Source organism: Nocardioides malaquae (assembly GCF_015070385.1).
In the GTDB taxonomy this organism is placed as follows: domain Bacteria; phylum Actinomycetota; class Actinomycetes; order Propionibacteriales; family Nocardioidaceae; genus Nocardioides; species Nocardioides malaquae.
Map to the genome: position 1 here is coordinate 149,132 of NZ_JADCSA010000003.1, position 23,635 is coordinate 172,766.

A 23,635-nucleotide genomic window follows, 5' to 3' on the forward strand; every position below is an offset into this window, starting at 1 on the left:
AGAAGGTGCGTTGCACGGACTCGCAGACCTACCGCCCGCGACGCAGGGCGAGGCGCTGTCGTACGCCTGTGGCAGGCTCGTCCGCGTGACCCACGACGCGCTCCCCGAGACCTCGCACGACGTTCCCGCCGCCCCGCGCGACCCGAGCGACGCCCTGCGCGTGCCGGCGCACCGGGTCTCGCCGCGGGCCATCAACTACTGGCGCACGAAGGCGGCGATCGGCGCCGTGATCACCCTCGGAATCGCGCTGCCCATCTACTTCCTGGTGCCGAGTCGTCCCTGGTGGGCCACGGCGCTGCTGGCCCTCGTGATCCTCTTCGACGTGGTCGAGCTCTTCGTCGTGCCGAAGCTGCGCTTCAAGATCCACCGCTGGGAGGTCAACGACATCGCGATCCACACCCGCGTCGGGTGGTTGGGCCGGGAGTCCCGCATCGCGCCGCTGAGTCGCGTGCAGACCGTCGACTCCAACCAGGGCCCCCTGATGCGCCGCTTCCGGCTCGCCTCGGTCACCGTCACCACCGCGTCGGCCGCCGGGCCGATCACGATCACCGGGCTCGACGCCGACGACGCCCGCGAGCTGGTCGTGCAGCTGACCGAGATCACCGCCGCCACCGAGGGTGACGCCACGTGAGCCACGACCAGTCCTCCCTGCCGGACGCGGAGGTGGCCCCACCCGCGGGTGAGCCGGAGCCGCAGTGGCTGCGCCTCGACAAGCGCAAGCTGCTGCTCGACCCCGTCTCGGCGGTGAAGCAGAGCATCGTGCCGATCATCGCGGTGCTGGTCGGCGCCTCCAGCTCCGACAACCTGTGGTGGGCGATCGCGGCCCCGGTCCTGGCGGTGGCCGCCGCACTCTTCGGCCTGGTCCCGTGGTTCACGACCACCTACCGGATCACGCCGACGCAGTTCCAGCTGCGCAAGGGCGTCTTCAACAAGACCACCTCCACCGCGCCGCTCGACCGGGTCCGCAGCGTCGACCTCGAGGCCACGCTCCTGCACCGGATCCTGGGCATGCGGAAGGTGCAGATCGGCACCGGCGTCGACGACGAGCGCATCGAGCTCGACGCGGTCACGATCGCGCGCGCCGAGGAGCTGCGCGAGCTGCTGCTGCGGGCCCGCCGCGCCGCCGCCGTAGCCACCTCCCCCTCGCCGGTCGGGGCAGGGTCCGGGCTGCCGGCGGCGGGAGCGCCCTGGGGCGGGACGGACCAGCCTCCTGCGGCCGCCTGGCCCGGCGGTGTCACGCACCCCGTCGAGGAGGCCGCTCCGGAGCAGGTCCTCGCCGTCTTCACCTGGTCGTGGGTCCGCTTCGCGCCCTTCAACCTGGCCCGGCTCGCGGTCATCGCTGCGGCCGTCGGCGCGGTCAGCCAGCTCGTCGGCGAGGTCAGCATCGACGCGGCCCAGGTCGCCGAGTCCGCCGAGTCCGCGCTGCGCATCGGCGTCGTCGTCCTCAGCCTGCTCGTCTTCCTCGGCCTGGCCGTCACGTGGCTGGTGGTCTCCGTGGTCGGCTACGTGGTCCAGTGGTGGGGCCTGCGCCTCACCCGGGCCCACGGCTCCCTGCACCTGTCCTCCGGCCTGCTCACCACCCGCTCGATCACCGTCGAGGAGAAGCGGGTGCGTGGGGTCGAGCTCGTCGAGCCGCTCCTGATGCGGGTCGTCAACGGCGCGGCGCTCTCCACCCTGGCCACGGGCGTCGGCGAGGGCGGCACCACCTCGATCCTGCCCCACTGCCCCACCCCGGTGGCCGTCGACGTGGCCAGCGACGTGCTCGGCGACGACCGTCCGATGCGGATGCCGCTGGTGCCGCACGGCCCCGCCGCCCGGCGCCGCCAGCACGTCGCCCACCAGTGGACGACCCTTTTCTTCCTCGGGCTGGGACTCGTGGGGCACTACGTCGTGAGCCCGCTGGCCGAGGTGGCCACCCAGGCGCCGCTGTGGTGGTTCCTGGCCCCCGGCCTGGCGTGGATCCCGATCGGCGTCGTGCTCGCCGAGCTCTCCTACGCCCACCTGGGCCACGCCCTGACCGACGACCACCTCGTCGCCGGCCACGGGACGACGGCGCGGCGGCGTACGGTCCTCGAGGTCGACGGCATCATCGGCTGGGTCTTCGAGCAGAGCATCTTCCAGCGTCGACTCGGCCTAGTGACGCTCCAGGCCACCACCGCGGCCGGCGGCGAGAAGGTCACGCTGACCGACGTGCCCGAGCACCTCGCGGTGCGACTCGCGGCCCGGGCCACCCCGGAACCGTTGGAGCCCTACCTGGCCCGGTGAGTCAAGGCCCCTGGTGACGGGCTCAGCCTGCCCGGCGCCACAGCGCCAGACACCCCAGGGCAACCTCCACCACCGCGAGGCCGCCGACGATCACCCACATCAGGAGCAGCGGGGCGGCCACTGCCTCCGCGACAAGGGCCACCACCACCCACACCCCTGACCACGCCAGCACGGCGGGCAGGGCCGACCTCAAGCCCGCACCGGTCCCGCTCAGGATGGCGCACGGGGGCACGGTCCACACCAGCGACCCCACGACGAAGATGCCAGAGACGTACGCCCCGATCAGGTTCCAGTCCTGCTGCCACGTCAGCGCGTAGTGGACGAACCCGACCGCAGACGCACCTCCCACCGCCACCCCCAGGCCCGCCGCCGCCTGGGCGGTCCAGCGCAGCAACGTCCACTCGTCGACATCCAGCCCCGGTGCGCCGCGGCCCGGGCCCGGCGCCACCAGGCTCGCTCTCGGGTCGACGCGCGAGACAAGCGCTGCCTGCGCCACGGCCACCACACCGGCGAGGCCGAGGACCAGCCACGAGAAGCCCACCAGCATCCCCCAGCCCAGCCACGCCGTCACCGCAGCGACGACCCCGCACCAGGAAGCCGCCTGCAGGCTGCGCGGCCTCCGGTCCTCGATCCACCGGGCCAGGTGGCCCTGGGCCACGACCCCGAGCCCACCGGCCAGGGCCAGCACCGCACCGCCCAGCACCGTGTCGGTGGAGAGCCCGTGGAGCGACACCGCCAGGGCGAGGGAGAGCAGACCGACCAGCACCAGGGTCGCGCCGACTGCGGCCGCCCCGCGGGCCACCGCGAGCAGGGTGCGTGCCGGGCCGACGAGCGGGGCGTCGGCCGGGGACGTACGGACGAGGGCGTCGAGGAGCATGTGGCCCAGCGTGGCGGCGACCTGGCATGCGACGCATGGGTCGGCGTACTCACCTCCGGCCCCGGGGCGGGCCATCGGCCTCACCTAGACTCCCCCGGGTGCGCATCGCCACCTGGAACGTCAACTCCCTTCGTACCCGCATCGACCGGGTCGAGTCCTTCCTCGACCGTCACGACATCGACGTCCTGGCCGTCCAGGAGACGAAGGCGAAGGTCGAGCAGCTGCCCTTGATGGGACTGGAGTCGCGGGGCTACGAGGTGGCCGCCGCCGGCTTCAGCCAGTGGAACGGCGTCGCCCTCATCAGCCGCGTCGGGCTGGAGGACGTGCAGGTCGGCTTCGAGACGATGCCTGGCTACGGCGACCCGGCCGCGCAGGAGGCCCGCGCTATCGGTGCCGTCTGCGGGGGCCTGCGGGTCTGGTCGCTCTACGTGCCCAACGGCCGCAAGCCCGACGACCCGCACTACGTCTACAAGCTCGACTGGCTCTCCCGGCTCCGCGAACAGGCGCAGCCGTGGCTGGACGAGGACACCGTGCTCGTGGGCGACTGGAACGTCTGCCCCACCGACGACGACGTCTTCGACCCGAAGCAGTTCCGCAACTCCACCCACGTCACGCCCGCGGAGCGGGCCGCCTTCCAGGCCTTCCTCGACGACGGCTACGTCGACGTGGTGCGTCCGCACGCCCCGGGACCGGACGTCTACACCTACTGGGACTACTACCGGCAGCGCTTCGAGCGCAACCGCGGCCTGCGGATCGACTTCATCCTCGGCTCTCCCTCAGTCGCGGAGAAGGTGACGCACGCCTTCATCGACGTCGACGAGCGCAACCCCGCGATCGGCGAGGGCACGCCGAGCGACCACGCTCCGGTGATCGCCGACATCGACCTCTGAGGACTCGGCCTGCGAGATCGAACCAACTCACGTCGGAGCCAGACTCCACTGAGGTACGTTGCCGGGCACCTGCTCCGGAAGGACACTGATGATGCGACGCGTGCGCGAGTCCGAAGCCATTCTCAACGAAGTAGCTGCGCGCACGGGGGCGCCACGAGCGCAGGTTGACCGGGTGATCGAAGCCTTGCGTGATGCCATCGACGGTCTGTTCCTCGATGGTTACTCGATTCTCGCCCCTCCGTTCTCGCTGACCTACCGAACTGATCCTGTGGCTCCCGTCTTCATGGATCGCCTGGAATCCGCGTCGGACGAACAACTCCAGAGCTGGTGGGTCGGAGACTTCGAGGCGGTAGCGGCCTGGCTCGCGATACCGGTCGATGACTACCTGCGGCATCCGGTGGCCAGCGAGATGTTGGTGTTCCTCGAGCTTCTGAACAACTTGGGCATCCAGGACGCAGATGGGCGGGACGGCCAACAAGCGGTCGCAATCGCCCGCGCTTGGTTGGACACCTTCGACGTGGAGCGCCCTTACCGGCTGGGGCACGTAGGGCTCGAGCGCGATCTCGAGGTCTGGCTGGTGCACAACATCGAGGCACTCGAGCAGGTCGGCTACCACGTTTACCTGCGCCACCAGCAGTACGTGCTTCCTGACCGTAGGCGCCCTGACCTGGTGCTCGACCGGGTCGAGGCGGACGGGAGCACCTCCACGCTTGTGGTCGAACTGAAAGCCACTCAGGGGTACATCGGAGCCGTGGATCAACTGACGGGTTACGTGGAAGCCTTCCGGGCCGGCGGATTCGCTCCAGGGCCCGTTCACGGACTGCTGATCGCTGACGGGTTCTCACCCGAAGTCCTGGCCTACGCGCGTGCGCAGGGCATAGACACCCTGACGCTCCAGGCGCTCGGGTATCGCCGTGCCTTGGCGTACGCGCCCACGACTGCCAAGCCAAATAGGTCTGCGCGTGAGGGCTCAGAGGGAAACATGAAGAGATACGTCCTCTACTCCCAGCCGCTGCAGGTCGACGAAGCCACCCCCATGCTGTGGGTCGTCGCGGAGGATCTCCACAGTCTCCCGGTCGACATCCGCCCGTTCGATCCGTCCGACGAGAAGCAGGCGTGGCTCGCACAGGATCTCAGCGCCCGGCTGGACGCGTCGGACGCGCTTCTACACATGACGGTGGCGAAGCTGGCGGTGTCCTTTGGGGGCATCACCCACGCGGACGGTTCGCCAGTCGAGCAGCTTGACTCGACCCCGGGCGTCGTCATCAGCAGCGGCCGTGAGGGCTACCTCGGTGTACGCGCGATGCAGGCTGGGACGGACTTCGTCCAGGCGATCTGGCGCCTCCGGAAGGACATCACGGCCGCGCCGCCACGGATGGTTGCGGACTGGCTGCGCCGGGCCCCAGAGGTGTTGCAGGGTGACGACGGACTTCCGGAGCACATCGAGGTGGCTGCCGACGCTCTGGAGGGTCTTCCGGTCGCCATCCTCGAACTTCGGGCCCCGGGCCACTACGACGGCACGTACGACGCTTTTCTCACCGATGCCGTCAGAGTCTTCGAGAGCGTCGCGAGGCGCCTGGAGCAACTCACCATTCCCATGGAGACATAGCCGCAACGCCTGAGCAGGCGCCGTGCCGTTGCGAAGTTGTCGGTGGCGGCGTCCATGATCGATCCATGGACATCTCGACGCTGCTGACCCTGCTGGTCGGACTCCTCGTGGGGCTCGCCCTCGGCGGGCTGATCGGGTGGCTCTGGGCCCGCGCCCACTCCCCCGTCGCCGACGCCGAGCGGGACGCCCTGCGCGCGGAGCTGAAGGCGCAGTCTGACGCCGTGCTGGAGGCGCGGGCGGGCGACCAGGCCGTCGTCAAGGACGGCCTCGAACGGCTCGCCGACCAGCTGCGCCTGCTCGAGCACGACCGCGCCACCTGGCAGGGCGAGTTCAACGCCCAGGTCCAGTCGATGCGCACCACCACCGAGTCGCTGCGCCGCGAGACCGCCTCGCTCGCCACCGCCCTGCGCAAGCCGCAGGTGCGCGGGCAGTGGGGCGAGATGCAGCTGCGCCGCGCGGTCGAGCTGGCCGGCATGGTCGACCACTGCGACTTCACCGAGCAGGTACGCCTCGACGACGGCTCCCAGCGTCCCGACCTCGTCGTGCACCTCGCCGGCGGCCGTCAGGTCGTCGTCGACGCCAAGGTGCCGCTCGCGGCCTTCCTCGACGCCGCCGGTGCGGACGACGAGACGGAGCGCACCGCACACCTCACCCGCCACGCCAGGCAGGTGCGTACGCACGTCGACCAGCTGGGCGCGAAGGCCTACCAGCGCGCGTTGGCCGAGACACCTGAGTTCGTGGTGCTGTTCGTGCCCGCGGAGGCCTTCCTCTCCGTCGCCCTCGACACCCAGCGCGACCTGCTGGAGTATGCGGCTGCCCGCAACGTGGTCATCGCCACCCCGACCACCCTCATCGCCCTGCTCCGCACCGTCGCCCACGGGTGGCGCCACGAGACCGTGGCCGCCCAGGTCGCCGAGGTGCAGCGGCTCGGGCAGGAGCTGCACGAACGGCTCGCGACGCTCGGCGTGCACGTCGGCAAGGTCGGGCGCAGCCTGGCCGGAGCGGTCCAGGCCTACAACCAAGCGGTCGGCTCACTGGAGTCGCGGGTGCTGGTGAGCGCGCGGAAGTTCGCCGACCTCGGCGTCGTCGAGACCGAGATCCCCGAGGTGGCACAGGTCGAGCGGACCCCGCGCATCCTCACCGCGCCGGAGTTCGCCGCGCTCGACGCTGGTTCCTCCCCCGACGAGGTCCTGGCCGACGACCTCGAGCGCGTCGCGGGACGCTCCGGCGAGACCGCACACGACCAGATGACGGCGCGGCGGGCCGCCGGGGCGTGACAGTGGCCTATTTTGGCTCCGTGACCTCTGCTCAGCCCTCGTGGCTGCACGGAACCGAACCCGGACGCCAGGTCGTGGCCCTCGGGTTCGCGCTGGTGCTCAGCGCGGTCGCGGTCGACTACCTGCTGGGCGGCGAGCTCAGCCTCTTCTTCGACCTCTGCTTCGTCACGCTCTGCCTCTACCTGGCGGTCCGGGTGGAGCTTCCCTCCCTGCACCTGGCCGCGATCCTGCCGCCGGTGCTCATGCTGACAGTGCTGGTCATGCTCGGCGTCGTCGCTCCGCAGGCCGTGGCCCGCCCCGAGGACGGTGTCGTCCAGACCGTCGTCACCGGTCTGACCCACCACAGCGTGGCCCTGGTGGCCGGCTGGGCCCTGGCCCTCATCGCCTTCGAAGGGCGACGGCGCGGAGCGTTCAGTGACTGGGGGCGCGAAGAGGGCTGATGCTCACTCGAAGCGCGACGGATCTCCGGCGCCGACCCGCAGCACCTCCGGGTAGCCCTTTGACCAGTCCACGACGGTCGTCGGCTGGGCAGTCGTCTCGCCCGCCTCGATGACGATGTCGACGGAGTGGTCGAGCTCCTCCTTGATGTCCCACCCCATGGTCCGCGCCTCGGTCTCGCCCGGCAGGATCAGCGTGCTCGTGAGCATCGGCTCACCCAGCTCCGCCAGCAGCGTCTGCACCAGGACGTGATCGGGGATGCGGACACCCACCGTCTTCTTCTTGGGGTGCATGAGGCGCTTGGGCACCTCGCCGGTCGCCGGCAGGATGAACGTGTACGCCCCCGGCGTCGCCGCCTTGATCGCGCGGAACGCCGAGTTGTCGAGGTGCACGAACTGCCCCAGCTGGGCGAAGCTCGAACACATCAGGGTGAAGTGGTGGCGGTCGTCGAGGTCACGGATCTTGAGGATCCGGTCGCGGCCCTCCCGGTTGCCGAGCTGGCAGCCCAAGGCATAGCCCGAGTCGGTCGGGTAGGCGATCAGGGCATCGTCACGCAGCGCCTCGACGACCTGCCCGATGGTGCGGGCCTGCGGGTTGTCGGGGTGGACGTCGAGGTAGCGCGCCATCAGCCCTGGCCCTCCGGTGCACCCTGACCGGGCTGCGCAGCCTGGGCGGCCTGCTGCGCCTTGCGGATGTCACGTCGCAGCTCGGGCGGCAGCGCGAAGATCAACGACTCCTCGGCGGAGTGCACCGCACGGGCGTCGGGGAACCCGCGCTCGGCGAGGAAGGAGAGCACGCCCTGCACCAGCTCCTCGGGCACGGAGGCGCCGGAGGTGACGGAGACCGTCTTCACGCCCTCGAGCCATGCCTCGTCGATCTCGTGGGCGTAGTCGACCAGGTAGGACGCCTTGGCGCCGGCCTCGAGGGCCACCTCGACCAGTCGGACCGAGTTGGAGGAGTTGCGCGAGCCGACCACGATCACCAGGTCGGCGTCGAGGGCGATCTCCTTCACCGCCAGCTGACGGTTCTGGGTGGCGTAGCAGATGTCGTCGCTCGGGGGGTCGAGCAGCAGCGGGAACCGCTCACGAATCGCGGCGACGGTCGCCATCGTCTCGTCGACCGACAGGGTGGTCTGCGACAACCAGGCCACCTTGGCGGGGTCACGCACGACGATGTTCGGTACATCGGCGGGCGACTCGACGAGCTGGATGTGGTCGGGCGCCTCGCCGGCGGTGCCCTCGACCTCCTCGTGGCCCGCGTGGCCGATCAGCAGGATGTCGTAGTCGTCGGCGGCGAACCGCTTGGCCTCGTGGTGCACCTTCGTGACCAGCGGGCAGGTGGCGTCGATCGTCTTGAGCGAACGCTCGGCGGCCTCGGCGTGCACGGCCGGCGAGACGCCGTGGGCGGAGAAGACCACGGTGGCGCCCGGCGGCACCTCGTCGAGCTCCTCGACGAAGATCGCCCCGCGCTCCTGCAGCGTGGAGACGACGTGCTTGTTGTGCACGATCTCCTTGCGCACGTAGACGGGAGCGCCGTAGAGGTCGAGCGCCTTCTCCACGGTGATCACGGCCCGGTCGACGCCCGCGCAGTAGCCGCGTGGGGCGGCGAGCAGGACAGCCTTGTCAGCCTCCTCGGGCGAGAGGACGGACGGAGTGCCCAGATCGATGCTCATGGCGGCGAGTCTACGGGGCGCGGGTCGCTCGGCCCATCCGCAGCGAAACAGTCGGACCGCACCACTAGGCTCGCGGCCGTGGCCCTCGAGACCTCCCCCGAGCAACCGGCACCCGTCCGGTCGATCGCCAACGCCATCGCGGGCTGGATCGACCGGTTGGGCCTGGTGTGGGTCGAGGGCCAGGTCGCCCAGGTCTCGCGGCGCCCCGGGCTCAACACGGTCTTCATGACGCTGCGCGACTCCCACGCCGACATCTCCGTGCCGGTGACCTGTCCGCGCACCCTCTTCGACAGCCTCAACCCGCCGCTCGTCGAGGGCGCCAGCGTGGTGATGCACGCCAAGCCCGACTACTACGCCAACCGCGGCACCCTCTCGCTCAAGGCCCGCGACATCCGCATGGTCGGCCTCGGCGAGCTGCTCGCCCGCATCGAGCGCCGCCGCCAGATCCTCGCCGCCGAGGGCCTCTTCGCGCCCGAGCTCAAACGTTCGCTGCCCTTCCTGCCCCAGCGCGTCGGCCTGGTCACCGCACCCAACTCCGCGGCCGAGCGCGACGTGCTCGACAACGCCCGCCGCCGCTGGCCCGCCGTCCGGTTCGAGGTCGTGCACGCCACCATGCAGGGCACCACCTCGGCGGCCACGGTGATGGCCGCCCTGCAGAAGCTCGACGCGCACCCGGAGGTCGACGTCGTGGTGGTGGCCCGCGGCGGTGGCTCGGTGGAGGACCTGCTGCCCTTCAGCGACGAGGGCCTGCTGCGCACCGTGCACGCGATGCGCACCCCGGTCGTCTCCGCGATCGGTCACGAGCCCGACCAGCCCCTGCTCGACCTGGTCGCCGACGTGCGCGCCTCCACCCCGACCGACGCGGCCAAGCTGGTCGTGCCCGACATGGCCGAGGAGCTCCACGGCGTGCGGTGGGCCCACGAGCGGATCCGCAGCCTGCTCGGCCACCGCATCGAGCGGGAGGAGCACACGCTCGCCCAGCTGCGCTCACGCCCGGCCCTCGCCGACCCGCGCTCGCTGCTCGAGGCGCGCTCTGAGGACGTACGCGCGCTGCGGGACCGCACCCGGCGCTCGCTCTCGCACCGCCTCGACCGCGCCGCCGACGACGTCGACCACCACCGCGCCCGCGCCCGGGCGCTCTCGCCGCTCGCCACGCTGCAGCGCGGCTACGCCGTGGTCCAGGACGCCGACGGTCACGTCGTCACGTCGATCGGCGCGCTCGCGGCGGGCAGCACCCTGGACGTACGCCTCGCCGACGGTCGCGTGCACGCGACCAGCACCGGCACCACCCCCGACCCAGCAACCCCCGCGGCCGACCCGCACCCAGGAGACGACGATGAGTGACGCGCGCCCCGACCCCCAGGACCTCTCCTACGAGGACGCCCGCGAAGAGCTGGTCGAGGTGGTCCGCACCCTGGAGCAGGGCGGCACCACCCTCGAGGAGTCCCTGGCGCTCTGGGAGCGCGGGGAGGCCCTCGCCCAGGCGTGCGAGGCATGGCTCAACGGTGCCCGCAAGCGGCTCGACGCCGTGATCGAGGGCTCGCAGGAGCCCACCGACTGACGGACCCCTCTGGCCGGCGACCCGACCGGTCGCCGGAGTCGGTCAGCCCTGGGACCGGGCCGTGCGCAGGGACGACGCGAACGCCACCAGGTCCTCGACGGGGGCGGAGCCGTAGACCAGCAGCACGTCGTCGTCGCGCTGGAGCAGGAGCGCGGTGTCGCCGCCCTCGTCGCTCCAGGTCTGCCACTCCCCCGAGAACTCGCCCTCGACCTCGATCGGGTCGCCCTCGACGGCGTCCTCGTCGACGTAGGTCTCGAGCAGGTCGTCGCGGCGCTCGTCCTCCTGGCGCAGGCCGACGTACTTGCGGTCGTCGGTGAGCACCCCGAGGCCGAAGGTCGGCGGGTCGGTCGGCTGGAAGGAGATGCTGGTGGCGATCCACTCCGACGGGAGCTCGCTCGGCGCGACCACCGGGTGGCCCGCGTCGGCCGCGGCGGAGACCGCGATCTCCCAGTCGACCGGCTCGGGCTGGACCTCCGGTACCTCGCGGTTGACCTCGCGGAAGGCCACGAACGCCAAGATGCACCCGACGAGGACGATCATCGCGCCGACCATGCCGGCCATGGAGGTCTGGTAGCGACCGGGACTCTGGCTCACCCGCCCATCCTCTCAGGCGGCGCACCGAGCGCCCCACTGCCCCTCAGCCGCCGCTGTTCACCGTCCGCGACCGGCACCGAGGCGACGCGCGGCGACCGATACGATGCGCCCCATGACGCCCGTGGACCTCAACGTCTCGCCCTCGAACCCCGACCGCAACCTCGCCATGGAGCTCGTCCGAGTCACCGAGGCCGCCGCGCTCGCCGCCGGCCGCTGGGTCGGCCGCGGCGACAAGAACGGCGCCGACGGCGTCGCGGTCAACGCGATGCGGGTGATGATCTCCTCGGTCGCCATGAACGGCACCGTCGTGATCGGCGAGGGTGAGAAGGACGAGGCGCCCATGCTCTTCAACGGCGAGCAGGTCGGCGACGGCACCGGACCGGAGGTCGACGTCGCCGTCGACCCGATCGACGGCACCACGCTCACCGCCAAGGGCATGAACAACGCGGTCGCGGTGATGGCCGTCGCCCCCCGCGGCGCGATGTACGACCCCTCGGCGGTCTTCTACATGGAGAAGCTGGTCACCGGGCGCGAGGCCGCCGACGTGGTGGACATCCGCCTCCCCGTGGCCGACAACATCCAGGCGGTGGCCAAGGCCAAGGGCAAGCAGCCCGAGGACGTCACCGTCGTCATCCTCGAGCGTCCGCGACACGAGCAGATGATCGAGGAGATCCGGGCCACCGGCGCCCGCATCAAGCTCATCACCGACGGCGACGTGGCCGGAGCGATCATGGCCGCACGACCGGGCACCGGCATCGACCTGATGCTCGGCATCGGTGGCACCCCGGAGGGCATCATCGCGGCCTGCGCGATGAAGGCACTGGGCGGCACCATCCAGGGACGCCTGTGGCCCACCGACGACGAGGAGCGCCAGCGCGCCCTCGACGCCGGCCACAACCTCGACCCCGACTTCGTCCTGCACACCGACGACCTGGTGACCGGCGACGACTGCTTCTTCGTCGCCACCGGCATCAGCGACGGCGAGCTGATGCAGGGCGTGCGTTACCTGCCCAACGGCGCCGCGACGACCCACTCCCTGGTGATGCGCTCGCGCTCCGGCACGATCCGCCAGGTGATCTCGGAGCACCAGCTCGGCAAGATGAAGCGGTTCTCCGAGATCGCGTTCTCGAGCTGACCTTCTCCTCCGTGACCCTTTCGTGACGTTTGACGTCAGCGCCCAGGGGTCACACACCTCAGGACCCCCGCGTTCGCGGGGGTCCTGGCTCATTTGGTGCCGAAGACGCCTGACCCGTAGGGGTTGCGTCTGATGACCCAGTCGGGCTAGATGTGAGGTAGCGCACATCGAGGAGGGTCATGCGAGCCCAACGACACAGAGGTTCTGCTTCCGGACGCCGGCGTCTGGGGTTGGCGGCCGCCGCGATGGTCGTCGGCTCGGCGACACTCACCGCCTGCGGCTCCGACGACGACGGCCGGGCCGTCCTGAACTGGTACATCAACCCCGACGCCCAGGAGACGGTGCAGCAGATCGCCGAGGACTGCTCGACCGACGACTACTCGATCGAGGTCCAGCTGCTGCCCAACAACGCCACCGAGCAGCGCACCCAGCTGGCCCGACGCCTCGCGGCGAAGGACTCCTCCACCGACCTGATGAACCTGGACCCGATCTTCGTGCCCGAGTTCGCCAGCGCCGGATGGCTGGAGCCGTTCACCGGCGAGATGGCCGACCAGGTGCTCGACGACGACGTGCTCGAGGGGGCCGCGCTCACCGCGACCTGGGAGGACGAGGTCGTCGTGGCGCCCCAGTGGGCCAACACCCAGGTCCTGTGGTTCCGCAAGTCGCTGGCCGAGAAGGCCGGGCTCGACATGTCGAAGCCGGTGACGTGGTCGCAGATCATCGAGGCCGCCAGCGACAACGGCGCGACCGTGGGGGTCCAGGCCAACAAGTACGAGGGCTACACGGTGTGGCTCAACGCCCTGGTGATGGGCGCGGGCGGCGAGCTGGTCAGCAACACCGAGGCCGGCAAGGACGCCAAGATCGAGATCGACTCCGAGGCCGGCAGGGCCGCGGCCGAGGTCATCCAGCAGCTCGTCGACTCCGACGCCGCGATGGGTGACCTCTCGGTCTCCAACGAGGGCACGGTGCTCGGCCCCATGTTCGCCGAGGACAGCCCCGGCACCTTCATGGTCAACTGGACGTTCGCCTACAAGAACTACGAGGACACCGCCGGCGACCAGCTCGACGACCTCGGCTGGGCCCGCTACCCCGCCACCGTCGAGGGCGAGGAGTCGCGTCCGCCGATCGGCGGCATCCAGGTCGGCGTGGGCGCCTACAGCGAGAACAAGGAGCACGCCCAGGAGGCGGCGCTCTGCGTCACCAGCCCCGAGGCCCAGGAAGCACTCGCCGTCAACAACGGCCTCTTCCCCTCGCGCGGCTCGGTCTACGAGGCCCAAGGTCTCGTCGAGGCCTACCCCGAGGAGCTCCTGGCCCTCTTCCGCGAGTCGATCGACGGCGCCGGACCTCGACCGCAGAGCGCGTTCTACAGCCAGATCTCCAGCGCGATCCAGTCGACCTGGCACGCCCCCTCCTCGGTCGACCCCGAGAGCACCCCGCAGGAGTCGGCGGAGTTCCTCTCCGACGTCCTCGGCGGAAGGAGACTGCTGTGAGCAGCACCGTCGCTCCCCGGCCCGAGCTCAGCGACCGGTCGGTCGCGGAGAACAAGCTCGGACGTACGCTCGTCCTGCCGGCCATCGTGCTGATGCTGCTGGTCACCGCGTTCCCGATGCTGCGGGCGATCTGGCTCAGCGTGTACGACTACACGCTGACCGCGCCCGACGACCGGACGTTCGTGGGCTTCCGCAACTACGCGACCGCGCTGACCGACCCGCTCTTCTGGTCGACGACGGCCAACACCGTCTTCATCATGGTGGTCACAGTCGCGGTCGAGCTCGTCATCGGCTTCATCTTCGCCATGGTGATGCACCGGGTGATCTTCGCCCGCGGGGTGATCCGCACCTCGATCCTCATCCCCTACGGCATCATCACCGTCGTGTCGGGCTTCGCCTGGCAGTTCGCCTTCTCCAACACCAACGGCTTCGTCAACGGGTGGCTGCCCTTCATCGAGGACAACTTCAACTGGTTCGGTGACTACTGGTCGGCGATGATCGCGATCATGGTCTCCGAGATCTGGAAGACCACGCCCTTCATGTCGCTGCTCCTGCTGGCCGGTCTGGCCCAGGTCTCCGAGGACATGATCGAGGCGGCCAAGGTCGACGGGGCCACGTGGTGGCAGCGCCTGTGGAAGGTGATCCTGCCCAACATGCGCTCGGCGATCATGGTGGCGGTCCTCTTCCGCGCCCTCGACGCCTACCGCATCTTCGACAACATCTTCGTGATGACCGCCGGCGCCCAGGGCACCGAGTCGGTCTCGTTCCTGACCTACCGCCAGGTCATCGAGCAGTTCCAGCTCGGGCTCGGCTCCGCGCTCTCGGTGCTGCTCTTCCTCTCGGTGCTGGTCGTGGCGTTCGTGATCGTGAAGGTCTTCCGCGTCGACCTCGCCGCGGCCCGGCAGGAAGGATGACATGAAACCCATGCAGAAGGTCGGCGTCGTGCTCGGCGCCCTGCTGATCCTCACCTGGTGCCTGCTGCCGGTGGTCTGGATCATCGCGCTCAGCTTCAAGTCCCAGGGGGCCATCACCGTCGGCAGCCCCGGCTTCCTCCCGGGCGACGGCGACGCCTTCGCCGGCTGGGACAACTACCGCGCGGTGATCGAGAACGACCAGTTCCGCCGCGCGATCCTCAACTCCATCGGCATCTCGCTGATCGCCACGCTGCTGTCGGTGATCATTGCGACGCTGGCGGCCTACGCGATCGCGCGCCTGGAGTTCAAGGGCAAGAAGTTCGTGCTCACCACCGCCCTGGTGATCGCGATGTTCCCGGTGGTCTCCCTGGTCGGCCCGCTCTTCGACATGTGGCGCGCGATCGGCCTCTACGACACGTGGCCCGGTCTGATCATCCCCTACATGTCCTTCACGTTGCCGCTGGCGATCTGGACCCTGTCGGCCTTCTTCCGCGAGATCCCGTGGGAGATGGAGCAGGCCGCCCAGGTCGACGGCGCCACCTCGTGGCAGGCCTTCCGCAAGGTGATCGTGCCGCTGGCCGCCCCCGGTGTCTTCACCGCGGCGATCCTGACGTTCTTCTTCGCCTGGAACGACTTCGTCTTCGGCATCTCGCTGACCTCGACGGAGAACGCCCGCCCGATCCCCGCCGCCCTGTCGTTCTTCGTGGGCGCCGACCCGTTCAACCGACCCGCCTCGTTGCTCGCAGCCGGCGCCGTCGTCTCGACGATCCCGATCGTCATCATCGTCCTGCTGTTCCAGCGCAAGATCGTCGCCGGACTGACCTCCGGCGCAGTGAAGGGTTGATCCGATGGCTGCCATCACCATGAAGAACATCGTCAAGAAGTACGGCGACGGTTTCCCCGCGGTCAACGACGTCAGCATCGACGTCGCCGACGGCGAGTTCATGATCCTGGTCGGCCCCTCGGGCTGCGGCAAGTCGACGCTGCTGCGCATGGTCGTCGGCCTGGAGGACATCACCTCGGGCGACATGATGATCGGCGACAAGCGGGTCAACGACCTCGCTCCGCGCGACCGCAACCTCGCGATGGTGTTCCAGAACTACGCGCTCTACCCCCACCTGACGGTCTACGAGAACATCGCCTTCCCGCTGCGCCTGGCCGGCGCCAAGGACGACGAGATCGACCAGAAGGTGCGCGAGGCCTCCAAGACCCTCGAGCTCGACGAGCACCTCGAGCGCAAGCCCGGCAACCTCTCCGGCGGTCAGCGTCAGCGGGTCGCCATGGGCCGCGCCATCGTGCGCGACGCCGACGCCTTCCTCTTCGACGAGCCGCTCTCCAACCTCGACGCCAAGCTGCGTGGCCAGATGCGCACCGAGATCGCTCGCCTCCAGAAGCGTCTGGGCATCACGACCATCTACGTGACCCACGACCAGACCGAGGCCATGACGCTGGGCGACCGGGTCGCCGTGCTCAAGCGCGGAGTCCTGCAGCAGCTCGCCTCCCCCCGCGAGCTCTACGAGAACCCCGGCAACCTCTTCGTCGCCGGCTTCATCGGCTCCCCGCCGATGAACTTCCTGCCTGCTGAGGTCAACGGCACCACCGTCTCGCTGCCCTTCGGTGACGTGCAGATCCCGCAGGACAAGGCCGACCGCGTCCAGGGCAAGGGACTCCTCATCGCCGGCATCCGGCCCGAGCACTTCGAGGACGCCAGCGTGGTGGGCGACAAGGCGTCGGAGGGATCGACGTTCGGCGCCACGATCGACGTGGTCGAGTGGCTGGGCAACCAGGCCTACGCCTACGTGCCCTTCGAGGCGCCGCCCGAGGTGCACCAGCAGCTCGAGCAGCTCGAGAAGGACCTCGACGGCGAGTCGCTGCGCACCCAGATGGTCGTCTCCCTCGACGGGTCGAGCCGGATCGCCGACGGCGACGAGGCGCAGATCTGGGTCGACTCCTCGAAGATGCACCTCTTCGACCCCCAGACCGGAGAGAACCTGACGGTCGACCTCGAGCGCGCCGGACGGATCCCCGAGCGGGACAACCCGAAGGAGCAGGCCCAGGCCGAGCGGATGGCCGACGAGGCCGACGAGATGCACCCGCCGGCACAGTCCTGAGTCCCAGGGGTCAGTCCTGGAGGAACTTCCTGATCCCGCGTCCGCGTGGCTCCCCCGGCATCCGCTTGCGGGTGACGGTCACCGCGCCCATCAGCGCCACTCCCCTGACCCGCACGATCGGGGCGCCGGCATCCTGGGCCGGCAGCACCCGGTCGCGGCCCTGCTCGAAGGTGCCCAGGATCCCGGAGCCCTCGACGATCACGTGGGTGCCGGCGTTGACGAAAACGTCGACCGACCCCATGACCGCGTTCGCGGTGATGACGACCTCGCGGGAGGTGAAGACGGCCTCGCGCAGGTCGAGGGTCACCTCCCCCATCACGGCGACCGCGGCGTGGCGCTCGGGCAGCCGCCACATGCCCTTGCGGCCGACACTCGACAGCACCGCCGTCGACGTGGCGTACGAGGCGACCGGCGGGCCGCCGGGTCCCACCGGCTGCGGCAGCACCTGCTCGTGCTCGGCGGGCAGGTGGGGCCCGGGCAGGTCCACCGTCAGCGGCACGAGGTCCGCGTACACCTTCGCGCCGTAGGCCGTCTCCAGCCGTTCGTCGAGCTCCTCCAGGTCGATGCGGCCCTGGGCAGCGGCCTCACGCAGCACCTCGGCCACGCGGTGTCGGTCGTCGTCTGAGACGCGCATCTGCGAGGGGTCGAACTGCTCCATGGCACGACCCTACTCATCCGACGCCCCGGGCGGTCGGTGCGAAGGACCCCAGACCCGGGTCACCGGGTCCGCGGCGCGGACCCCCGACCCGCGTCGGAGGTCGTGCCGACCGGGTCGGGGGCCCTGGGAGCCCCGACCGCCACGGCCGCAGCGACGGCGCCCAGCCACCCCAGCGTCAGGTCACCGAGGGTGTCGGCGTAGGCAGTCGCACTCTCGGCGCCCTTGGCGACGAACGCCGTGAACTCCCACAGTTCCCACACCAGCGACAGCGTCGTGCCGACCGCGATCGCCACCGCCAACCGCCAACGCAGTCGTGCGCCGGCCAACCCGACGAGCAGCAGCACCGCGGCCGCCAGGAACCCGGTGTTGACCAAGTGCACCGCGTCGTCGAACCAGGACACCCGGTCGTAGAGGTCCCACCGGTTGCCGAGCAGGTCGGAGAAGCCGGGCAGGGTGACGAGCAGGTCGGCCCCCCACGCGTAACGTCGGTCAGGTCGGAACCTCCCGCGCAGCAGGTGCCACAGCGGCACCACCACCGCCAGCAACGGATAGGTGATGGCCCGCGCTGTGGGCGCCTTGCCCTCGAGGTTGCCCCACCCGGGGTCGAGGGCCACCTGCACCACCACCAGGAGGAGCGCCGCCTTGGCCGCGACGGTCGCGACGACGAGCCACGCCGGAGGGCGCTGCTCGTCGACTGGCCGCTCCTGACCTGAACTCACGCGTCACCCCCGCGGCGTCACGGCGACGAGGTCGCCCGTAGGTGCGTCGATCCTCGCGGACCGGCCGGGTCTCCACAAGGGGACTCGCCCGGGCCCACCGAGGACGCCCGCACGGTGGGGCCGAGGGTCACCAGCTCGGGCTCGCAGGGCCGGACCGACGCACCTTCGGGGGCAGCGAAGCGCTCACGCACGTCCTGGCTGAGGCGCATGGAGCAGAACTTCGGCCCGCACATCGAGCAGAAGTGCGCCGTCTTTGCTCCCTCCGCCGGCAGGGTCTCGTCGTGGAAGGCCTGCGCCGTGGGCGGGTCGAGCGAGAGCGCGAACTGGTCGTGCCAGCGGAATTCGAACCGCGCCCTCGACAGGGCGTCGTCCCACTCCCGGGCGCCTGGATGCCCCTTGGCCACGTCGGCCGCGTGCGCGGCCAGCTTGTAGGTGATCACCCCGGTCTTCACGTCGTCACGGTCGGGCAGGCCCAGGTGCTCCTTGGGGGTGACGTAGCAGAGCATCGCGGTGCCGTGCATCGCGATCGTCGCGGCCCCGATCGCCGAGGTGATGTGGTCGTAGCCAGGGGCGACGTCGGTCGCGAGCGGGCCGAGCGTGTAGAAGGGCGCACCGTGGCACCACTCCTGCTGCAGCACGACGTTCTCCTCCACCAGGTCGAGCGGCACGTGGCCGGGTCCCTCGACCATCACCTGCACGTCGTGGCGCCAGGCCCGTGCGGTCAGCTCCGCCAGCGTGCGCAGCTCGGCGAGCTGGGCCGCGTCGTTGGCGTCGGCGACCGAGCCGGGGCGCAGTCCGTCACCGAGCGAGATCGACACGTCGTAGCGGGCCAGCAGCGCGCAGAGCTCGTCGAAGTGGGTGTGCAGGAAGTTCTCCTCGCGGTGGGCCAGGCACCAGCCCGCCATGATCGCGCCTCCCCGCGACACGATGCCGGTGACCCGTCGGGCCGTGAGCGGCACGTGGTCCAGCAGCACCCCGGCGTGGATCGTCATGTAGTCGACCCCCTGCTCGCACTGCTCCACCACGGTGTCGCGGAAGACCTCCCAGGTCAGGCGCTCGGCGACGCCGTCGACCTTCTCGAGCGCCTGGTAGATCGGCACCGTGCCGATCGGCACGGGTGAGTTGCGCAGGATCCACTCGCGGGTGGTGTGGATGTCGTCGCCGGTGGAGAGGTCCATCACCGTGTCGGCGCCCCAGGTGACGGCCCAGGTGAGCTTCTCGACCTCTTCGGCGATCGAGCTCGTGACGGCGGAATTGCCGATGTTGGCGTTGACCTTCACCAGGAACCGTCGCCCGATCACCATCGGCTCGCACTCGGGGTGGTTGACGTTGAGCGGAATGATCGCGCGTCCCGCCGCCACCTCGCTGCGCACCAGCTCGACGTCGCAGCCCTCGCGCGCGGCCGCGTACTCCATCTCGGGCGTCACCCTGCCCCGGCGGGCGTGGTGCATCTGGGTGACCGGCCCCGACCCCCGGCGCGGTGGACGTCGCTCTCCGCGCCACTCCCCCTGCGCGGTCCCGCGGCGCAGGGCGCCGCGACCGTTGTCGAGCAGCTGCGTGGGTCGCCCCTCGTAGGGCGTGGTGTCGCCGCGCTCCTCGATCCACTCCGCACGCAGCGGCGGCAGGCCGACCCGGGGGTCGGAGCCCGGCCCTGAGGTGCAGTAGCGGTCGAACGTCTCGCCGTTGGTCAGGCTGACCCGGGTCACGGGCACCTGCCACGGACCCTCGGTGACGCGGGTGTGGGCGGGGTGGACGGTCATGCGTGGACTCCTCGGTCGATGGATGCGTGCGGCGTGCGAGTGACGGCTTGTGGGGCGGACTGGGTGTGGGTGGGCAGCGTGTGGCCGGGCAACGTGTGGGCGACCGGACCGCGGCCGCGACCCAGGCGCCACCGGTTGCTGGTGGCGAGCTGGCCGGCGACGTACGCCGCGGCGAGGGCCGCCGCCTCGCCGAGCGGACGGCCGTGGGCGAGGTGCGTGGCCAGGGCGCTGCTGTGGGTGCACCCGGTGCCGTGGTCGTGCCGCGTCGCCACGCTGGGGTGCCGCAGCGCGAGGGGCTCCGCCCCCGGGAGGGCGAGCCAGTCCGTGCCCGACTCCCCGCCGGTCACGAGCACCCGCACTCCGCGGGCCGACAGCTGCCGGGCCAGCTGTCGGGCCAGCTCCGGGGCGTCGTGCGCGCCCGTTCCGTCACGCTCACCACGGCTCCGGGTCTGGCTCTGGCCCTGGTCGTCGCTCGACAGCAGGGCCCTGGCCTCGTCGGTGTTGGGCGTGGCCACGGTGGCGACCGGCAGCAGGTGCTCCCGGTAGGCCCGCACCACCTCGGCGCCGCCGAGCACGGCCCCGCTGGTGGCCACCAGCACGGGGTCCACGACCAGCGGCACGCCGGTCGCGGCGACCCGCCGGGCGACGAGCGCGACGACCTCGGGTGAGCCGAGCATCCCGGTCTTGACAGCTGCGACCGGCAGGTCGTCGAAGACCGCGTCGAGCTGGGCCTCCACCACCTCGACAGGCACCGGGTGCACGGCGCGCACGCCCAGGGTGTCCTGCGCGGTCACCGCCGTGACGACACAGGCCCCGTGCGCCCCCAGGTGGGAGATCGTGGCGAGATCGGCGGCCGTGCCCGCGGCACCGCCGGAGTCGGTGCCGGCGACGGTCAGCACCACGGGTGGGGTGGGGTCGCTCATCGGCTCCGCTCCTCGACCGACTCCGCCCGCGGAGCACCGGGTTGCGGCGGGACCGGGGCCGACCCGGTGGTGCCCACGGCCTCGATCAGGGCTGTGACCACCTCCCCCGGCTCAGGCGCCTGCATCACCGCGCCCATCACGGCCACGCCGTGCGCCCCCAGGGCCCGTGCCCGGGCCGCGTTGTCGGGCGTGATCCCGCCGAGGGCCAGCACGGGCAGCGGATGGCCGCGCCACACACTCGAGGGCAGCGGCGGCAGGTGTCCGGGCTTGCTCGTGGAGACCCCGAAGGGCGAGAGCGTCACCCACGAGGCTCCCTCGCGTGCGGCCACGGCAACCTCGGCGGGGTCGTGGCAGGAGCGGCCCCACGGGCGTACGGCACCGGTCAGTCCGGGAGCGGCCTGGTGGGCTGCCAGGTGGAGTCCGTGGGCGGAGGTGTCGGCGAGGCGGGAGGAGACCACCCGCAACCCGGGCAGCCGTGCCAGCTCGGCGAGCAACCGGTGCCGTACCCGGGGGTCGAGGTCGTGCTCGCGCACCACGACGGCCTCCAACCCCGCCCGGTGGCACTCGATCAGCGCCTCGACCAGCCCCCTGCCGGCCGGCAGCTGGGTGCGGTCGGTCAGCACGACGACCCGGGGCACCCGGGGGCCACCCGGGCGGCGGGGCGTCAGGCCCCAGGCGCTCATCCGACCCTCCCCACCATCGGGCTGGAGGCCCGGGCCACCGCGCGGCGCGGGATGCGCCCCGCACCAGCCGCGGCGTGCCCGGCCTCCACGGCCAGGCGCAGCGCGCCGGCCATGGCGACCGGGTCGGCCGCGCGCGTCACCGCCGAGGCCGCGAGCACGGCGTCGCACCCCAGCTCCATCGCCAGGGCGGCGTCGGAGGCGGTGCCGATGCCGGCGTCGAGCACCACCGGCACCTCGACGGCCGCCACGACCGCCTCGATCGACCACGGGTCGAGCACGCCCTGCCCGGAGCCGATCGGCGAGCCCAGCGGCATCACCGCGGCGCAGCCCACGTCGGCCAGCCGCCGCGCGAGCACGGGGTCGGGCGGGGCGTAGGGCAGCACCGTGAAGCCGCGCGCCACGAGCGACTCGGCGGCGTCGAGCAGCTCGACGGCGTCCGGCAGCAACGACTCCTCGTCGCCGACCACCTCCAGCTTGACCCAGTCGGTCTCCAGGGCCTCTCGGGCCAGCTCGGCGCTCAGCACGGCCTCGCGGGCGCTGAGGCAGCCGGCCGTGTTGGGCAGCACCCTCGCCCCGTGGGACCGCAGGGTGGCGAGCAGGCCGCCGGGCTCGCGCCCGGACGTACGGCGCACACTCACCGTCACCAGTGCCGGTCGCGCGGCGCGCAGCACCGGCTCCAGCAACGACAACCGGGGCAGCCCCCCGGTGCCGAGGAAGATGCGTGAGTCGAGGCGCTCACCGGCGACGAGCAGCTCTTCCCCGTGGGCGGAGGGGAGGGTCGCGGGCTGGGTCTCGACGCTCATCCGCCCGCCACCGCGCTCACGACGTCGACGACGTCACCGGGGTGCAGCGGCGTACGCGGGTGCGCGGCGCGCGGCACCACCTCGCCGTTGACGGCGACCGCAACTCCCCGGGTGCCGTCGGGCGCAGGCAGCATCCCGGCCAGCAGGTCGGCGACGTGGCCGGGGGCGACCTCGGCGGGGTGGCCGTTGAGGGTGATCAGCATGGTGTCCTTCCGGTGGTGAAGCGTTGGGGGTGCCAGGCGTCGATGAGGTCGCCACCCGCGAGGTGGTCGGCGACGAGGTGGGCGGTCAGGGGCGCGAGCAGCACGCCGTGGCGGTGGTGGCCGGCGGCCAGCACGACGCCGGGCAGGTGGGTCGGCCCGACCAGCGGCCGGTTGTCCGGCGTGCCCGGCCGGTCGCGGGCGAGGGCCTCGACGAAGGTGGCGCGGTCGAGGGCGGGCCACAGCTGTCGCGCCGCGTGGAGGAGCCGCAAGACCCCACCAGCCGTCACCTGGGCCGGGGCGTCGTGCTCCTCGCTGGTCGCACCGACGACGACCTGTCCGTCGGCGCGCGGCACGAGGTAGACGCTGTGGCCGCGCACCACCGCCCGCACCACGTGGGTGGGCGGGTCGTCGGAGCGCACCCGCACCACCTCACCGCGCACCCGGCGTACGAGGTGGGTGAAGGGCGCCGGGAGTCGGGCACCGGTGGCGACGACGACGGCGTCGGCCCCGCGGGTGGTGCGCGGGGTGAGGTCGCCGGGGGTGGGCTCGATGGCGTCGGAGAGCCGGCCGCGCAGCGCGTCGACCGCCTCGCGGGGGTCGACGGCGAGGTCGTCGCGCAGCAGGTGGCCGCCCGCGACCCGGGCCAGGCCGGGCTCGAGCTCCCCCACCGATCGCCGGTCGAGCGCGCGGGGCGCGGACCCCAGCCCGGCCAGCAGGTCGGCCTGGCGCGTCACCTCCTGCAGGTCGGCGGCGTCGTGCCCCACCAGCAGGGTGCCGCGGGTGTGCAGCGTGAGGCCGAGCCGCTCGGCCCAGGTGTGCCACAGGCGCGCCGACGCGCGGCCGTGGGCGTGCAGGTCGGGCTCGCCGTGCCAGACCTCGGCGTCGGGTGCCAGCATGCCGGCCGCTGCGTGGGTCGCGCCGGAGCACGGTGCCGGGTCGAGCACGCGCACCCGGTGGCCGCGGCGGCGCAGCTCGTCGGCGCAGGCCAACCCGATGATGCCGGCACCCAGCACCGTCACCCGCAGCCCCGACCTCTGGCCGGTCGTGGTCACC

At 71.5% G+C, this 23,635-nt stretch carries 24 protein-coding genes and 1 pseudogene; 13 read left to right on the forward strand and 12 right to left on the reverse strand.

The window, feature by feature from the left end:
* Positions 1-10 precede the first annotated feature (10 nt).
* Entirely contained in the window at positions 11-631 is a 621-nt protein-coding gene (locus IEQ44_RS04395; RefSeq protein ID WP_227486889.1) for a PH domain-containing protein, read from the forward strand.
* The gene (locus IEQ44_RS04400) at positions 628-2,265 is read left to right on the forward strand and encodes a PH domain-containing protein (protein ID WP_193637204.1); all 1,638 of its coding nucleotides are present in this window, start codon (positions 628-630) and stop codon (positions 2,263-2,265) included. The genes IEQ44_RS04395 and IEQ44_RS04400 overlap by 4 nt, the downstream gene beginning before the upstream one ends.
* A 22-nt stretch (positions 2,266-2,287) precedes the next feature.
* Here the strand turns inward: IEQ44_RS04400 and IEQ44_RS04405 are convergent, their stop codons facing one another.
* Positions 2,288-3,217, reverse strand: a complete 930-nt coding sequence (locus tag IEQ44_RS04405; RefSeq protein ID WP_193637205.1) for a hypothetical protein — start codon at positions 3,215-3,217, stop codon at positions 2,288-2,290.
* Positions 3,218-3,240: 23 nt separating this feature from the next.
* Between IEQ44_RS04405 and IEQ44_RS04410 the strand changes: the two genes are divergently transcribed.
* The 4 genes from IEQ44_RS04410 to IEQ44_RS04425 all read left to right on the forward strand — a co-directional run bounded on the left by IEQ44_RS04410 (position 3,241) and on the right by IEQ44_RS04425 (position 7,358).
* The gene (locus IEQ44_RS04410) at positions 3,241-4,032 is read left to right on the forward strand and encodes an exodeoxyribonuclease III (protein ID WP_193637206.1); all 792 of its coding nucleotides are present in this window, start codon (positions 3,241-3,243) and stop codon (positions 4,030-4,032) included.
* A gap of 172 nt (positions 4,033-4,204) precedes the next feature.
* Positions 4,205-5,641, forward strand: coding sequence for an endonuclease NucS domain-containing protein (locus IEQ44_RS04415; protein WP_193637207.1), 1,437 nt, complete (start codon positions 4,205-4,207; stop codon positions 5,639-5,641).
* Between the two features lie 65 nt (positions 5,642-5,706).
* On the forward strand, positions 5,707-6,918 hold the full coding sequence (locus tag IEQ44_RS04420; protein WP_193637208.1) for a DNA recombination protein RmuC: 1,212 nt from the start codon (positions 5,707-5,709) through the stop codon (positions 6,916-6,918).
* 20 nt (positions 6,919-6,938) lie between these two features.
* On the forward strand, positions 6,939-7,358 hold the full coding sequence (locus IEQ44_RS04425) for a DUF6542 domain-containing protein (protein WP_193637209.1): 420 nt from the start codon (positions 6,939-6,941) through the stop codon (positions 7,356-7,358).
* Between the two features lie 3 nt (positions 7,359-7,361).
* On the opposite strand, the gene IEQ44_RS04430 is transcribed toward IEQ44_RS04425, so the two are convergent.
* Together IEQ44_RS04430 and IEQ44_RS04435 are read right to left on the reverse strand one after the other, a co-directional pair.
* Complete coding sequence (locus IEQ44_RS04430) at positions 7,362-7,982, reverse strand: L-threonylcarbamoyladenylate synthase (protein ID WP_193637210.1); 621 nt, start codon at positions 7,980-7,982, stop codon at positions 7,362-7,364.
* Positions 7,982-9,028, reverse strand: a complete 1,047-nt coding sequence (locus tag IEQ44_RS04435) for a 4-hydroxy-3-methylbut-2-enyl diphosphate reductase (protein WP_193637211.1) — start codon at positions 9,026-9,028, stop codon at positions 7,982-7,984. Before IEQ44_RS04435 ends, IEQ44_RS04430 begins: the two co-directional genes overlap by 1 nt.
* Positions 9,029-9,106: 78 nt before the next feature.
* On the opposite strand from IEQ44_RS04435, the gene xseA reads away from it, so the two are divergent.
* A complete protein-coding gene (xseA, locus tag IEQ44_RS04440; protein ID WP_193637212.1) occupies positions 9,107-10,372 on the forward strand; it encodes an exodeoxyribonuclease VII large subunit in 1,266 nt (421 codons plus the stop codon).
* A complete protein-coding gene (locus IEQ44_RS04445) occupies positions 10,365-10,589 on the forward strand; it encodes an exodeoxyribonuclease VII small subunit (protein ID WP_193637213.1) in 225 nt (74 codons plus the stop codon). Before xseA ends, IEQ44_RS04445 begins: the two co-directional genes overlap by 8 nt.
* A 42-nt stretch (positions 10,590-10,631) precedes the next feature.
* On the opposite strand, the gene IEQ44_RS04450 is transcribed toward IEQ44_RS04445, so the two are convergent.
* Positions 10,632-11,183, reverse strand: a complete 552-nt coding sequence (locus IEQ44_RS04450; protein ID WP_193637214.1) for a DUF4245 domain-containing protein — start codon at positions 11,181-11,183, stop codon at positions 10,632-10,634.
* 112 nt (positions 11,184-11,295) lie between these two features.
* Here IEQ44_RS04450 and glpX point away from each other — a divergent pair, with 112 nt between their 5' ends.
* The 5 genes from glpX (at position 11,296) to IEQ44_RS04475 (ending at position 16,833) form a co-directional block, all read left to right on the forward strand.
* Positions 11,296-12,318 carry a class II fructose-bisphosphatase gene (gene glpX / locus IEQ44_RS04455; RefSeq protein WP_227486891.1) on the forward strand — a complete coding sequence of 341 codons (1,023 nt, stop codon included), beginning with the start codon at positions 11,296-11,298 and terminating at the stop codon, positions 12,316-12,318.
* Positions 12,319-12,497: 179 nt separating this feature from the next.
* The gene (locus IEQ44_RS04460) at positions 12,498-13,808 is read left to right on the forward strand and encodes an extracellular solute-binding protein (RefSeq protein WP_193637216.1); all 1,311 of its coding nucleotides are present in this window, start codon (positions 12,498-12,500) and stop codon (positions 13,806-13,808) included.
* Complete coding sequence (locus IEQ44_RS04465) at positions 13,805-14,722, forward strand: carbohydrate ABC transporter permease (protein ID WP_319804491.1); 918 nt, start codon at positions 13,805-13,807, stop codon at positions 14,720-14,722. Before IEQ44_RS04460 ends, IEQ44_RS04465 begins: the two co-directional genes overlap by 4 nt.
* Before the next feature lies 1 nt (position 14,723).
* Positions 14,724-15,566 carry a carbohydrate ABC transporter permease gene (locus tag IEQ44_RS04470; protein WP_193637217.1) on the forward strand — a complete coding sequence of 281 codons (843 nt, stop codon included), beginning with the start codon at positions 14,724-14,726 and terminating at the stop codon, positions 15,564-15,566.
* A 4-nt stretch (positions 15,567-15,570) separates the two neighbouring features.
* Positions 15,571-16,833, forward strand: coding sequence for an ABC transporter ATP-binding protein (locus IEQ44_RS04475; protein ID WP_193637218.1), 1,263 nt, complete (start codon positions 15,571-15,573; stop codon positions 16,831-16,833).
* A 10-nt stretch (positions 16,834-16,843) separates the two neighbouring features.
* On the opposite strand, the gene IEQ44_RS04480 is transcribed toward IEQ44_RS04475, so the two are convergent.
* The 8 genes and pseudogenes from IEQ44_RS04480 to IEQ44_RS04515 all read right to left on the reverse strand — a co-directional run.
* The gene (locus IEQ44_RS04480; protein WP_193637219.1) at positions 16,844-17,491 is read right to left on the reverse strand and encodes a DUF1707 SHOCT-like domain-containing protein; all 648 of its coding nucleotides are present in this window, start codon (positions 17,489-17,491) and stop codon (positions 16,844-16,846) included.
* 59 nt (positions 17,492-17,550) lie between these two features.
* Positions 17,551-18,210: a DUF2238 domain-containing protein gene (locus tag IEQ44_RS04485; protein WP_193637220.1), complete on the reverse strand. Its 660-nt coding sequence runs from the start codon at positions 18,208-18,210 to the stop codon at positions 17,551-17,553.
* 17 nt (positions 18,211-18,227) lie between these two features.
* Positions 18,228-19,970, reverse strand: a complete 1,743-nt coding sequence (gene thiC / locus IEQ44_RS04490) for a phosphomethylpyrimidine synthase ThiC (protein WP_193637221.1) — start codon at positions 19,968-19,970, stop codon at positions 18,228-18,230.
* A complete protein-coding gene (gene thiD, locus IEQ44_RS04495; RefSeq protein WP_193637222.1) occupies positions 19,967-20,893 on the reverse strand; it encodes a bifunctional hydroxymethylpyrimidine kinase/phosphomethylpyrimidine kinase in 927 nt (308 codons plus the stop codon). The genes thiC and thiD overlap by 4 nt, the downstream gene beginning before the upstream one ends.
* A complete protein-coding gene (locus tag IEQ44_RS04500; RefSeq protein WP_193637223.1) occupies positions 20,890-21,576 on the reverse strand; it encodes a thiamine phosphate synthase in 687 nt (228 codons plus the stop codon). The genes thiD and IEQ44_RS04500 overlap by 4 nt, the downstream gene beginning before the upstream one ends.
* Positions 21,573-22,379: a thiazole synthase gene (locus tag IEQ44_RS04505; protein ID WP_193637224.1), complete on the reverse strand. Its 807-nt coding sequence runs from the start codon at positions 22,377-22,379 to the stop codon at positions 21,573-21,575. The genes IEQ44_RS04500 and IEQ44_RS04505 overlap by 4 nt, the downstream gene beginning before the upstream one ends.
* On the reverse strand, positions 22,376-22,582 hold the full coding sequence (gene thiS / locus IEQ44_RS04510; protein WP_193637225.1) for a sulfur carrier protein ThiS: 207 nt from the start codon (positions 22,580-22,582) through the stop codon (positions 22,376-22,378). The genes IEQ44_RS04505 and thiS overlap by 4 nt, the downstream gene beginning before the upstream one ends.
* A 113-nt stretch (positions 22,583-22,695) precedes the next feature.
* A pseudogene (locus IEQ44_RS04515) lies at positions 22,696-23,634 on the reverse strand (FAD-dependent oxidoreductase); the annotation flags it as partial.
* Between the last annotated feature and the right edge of the window lies 1 nt (position 23,635).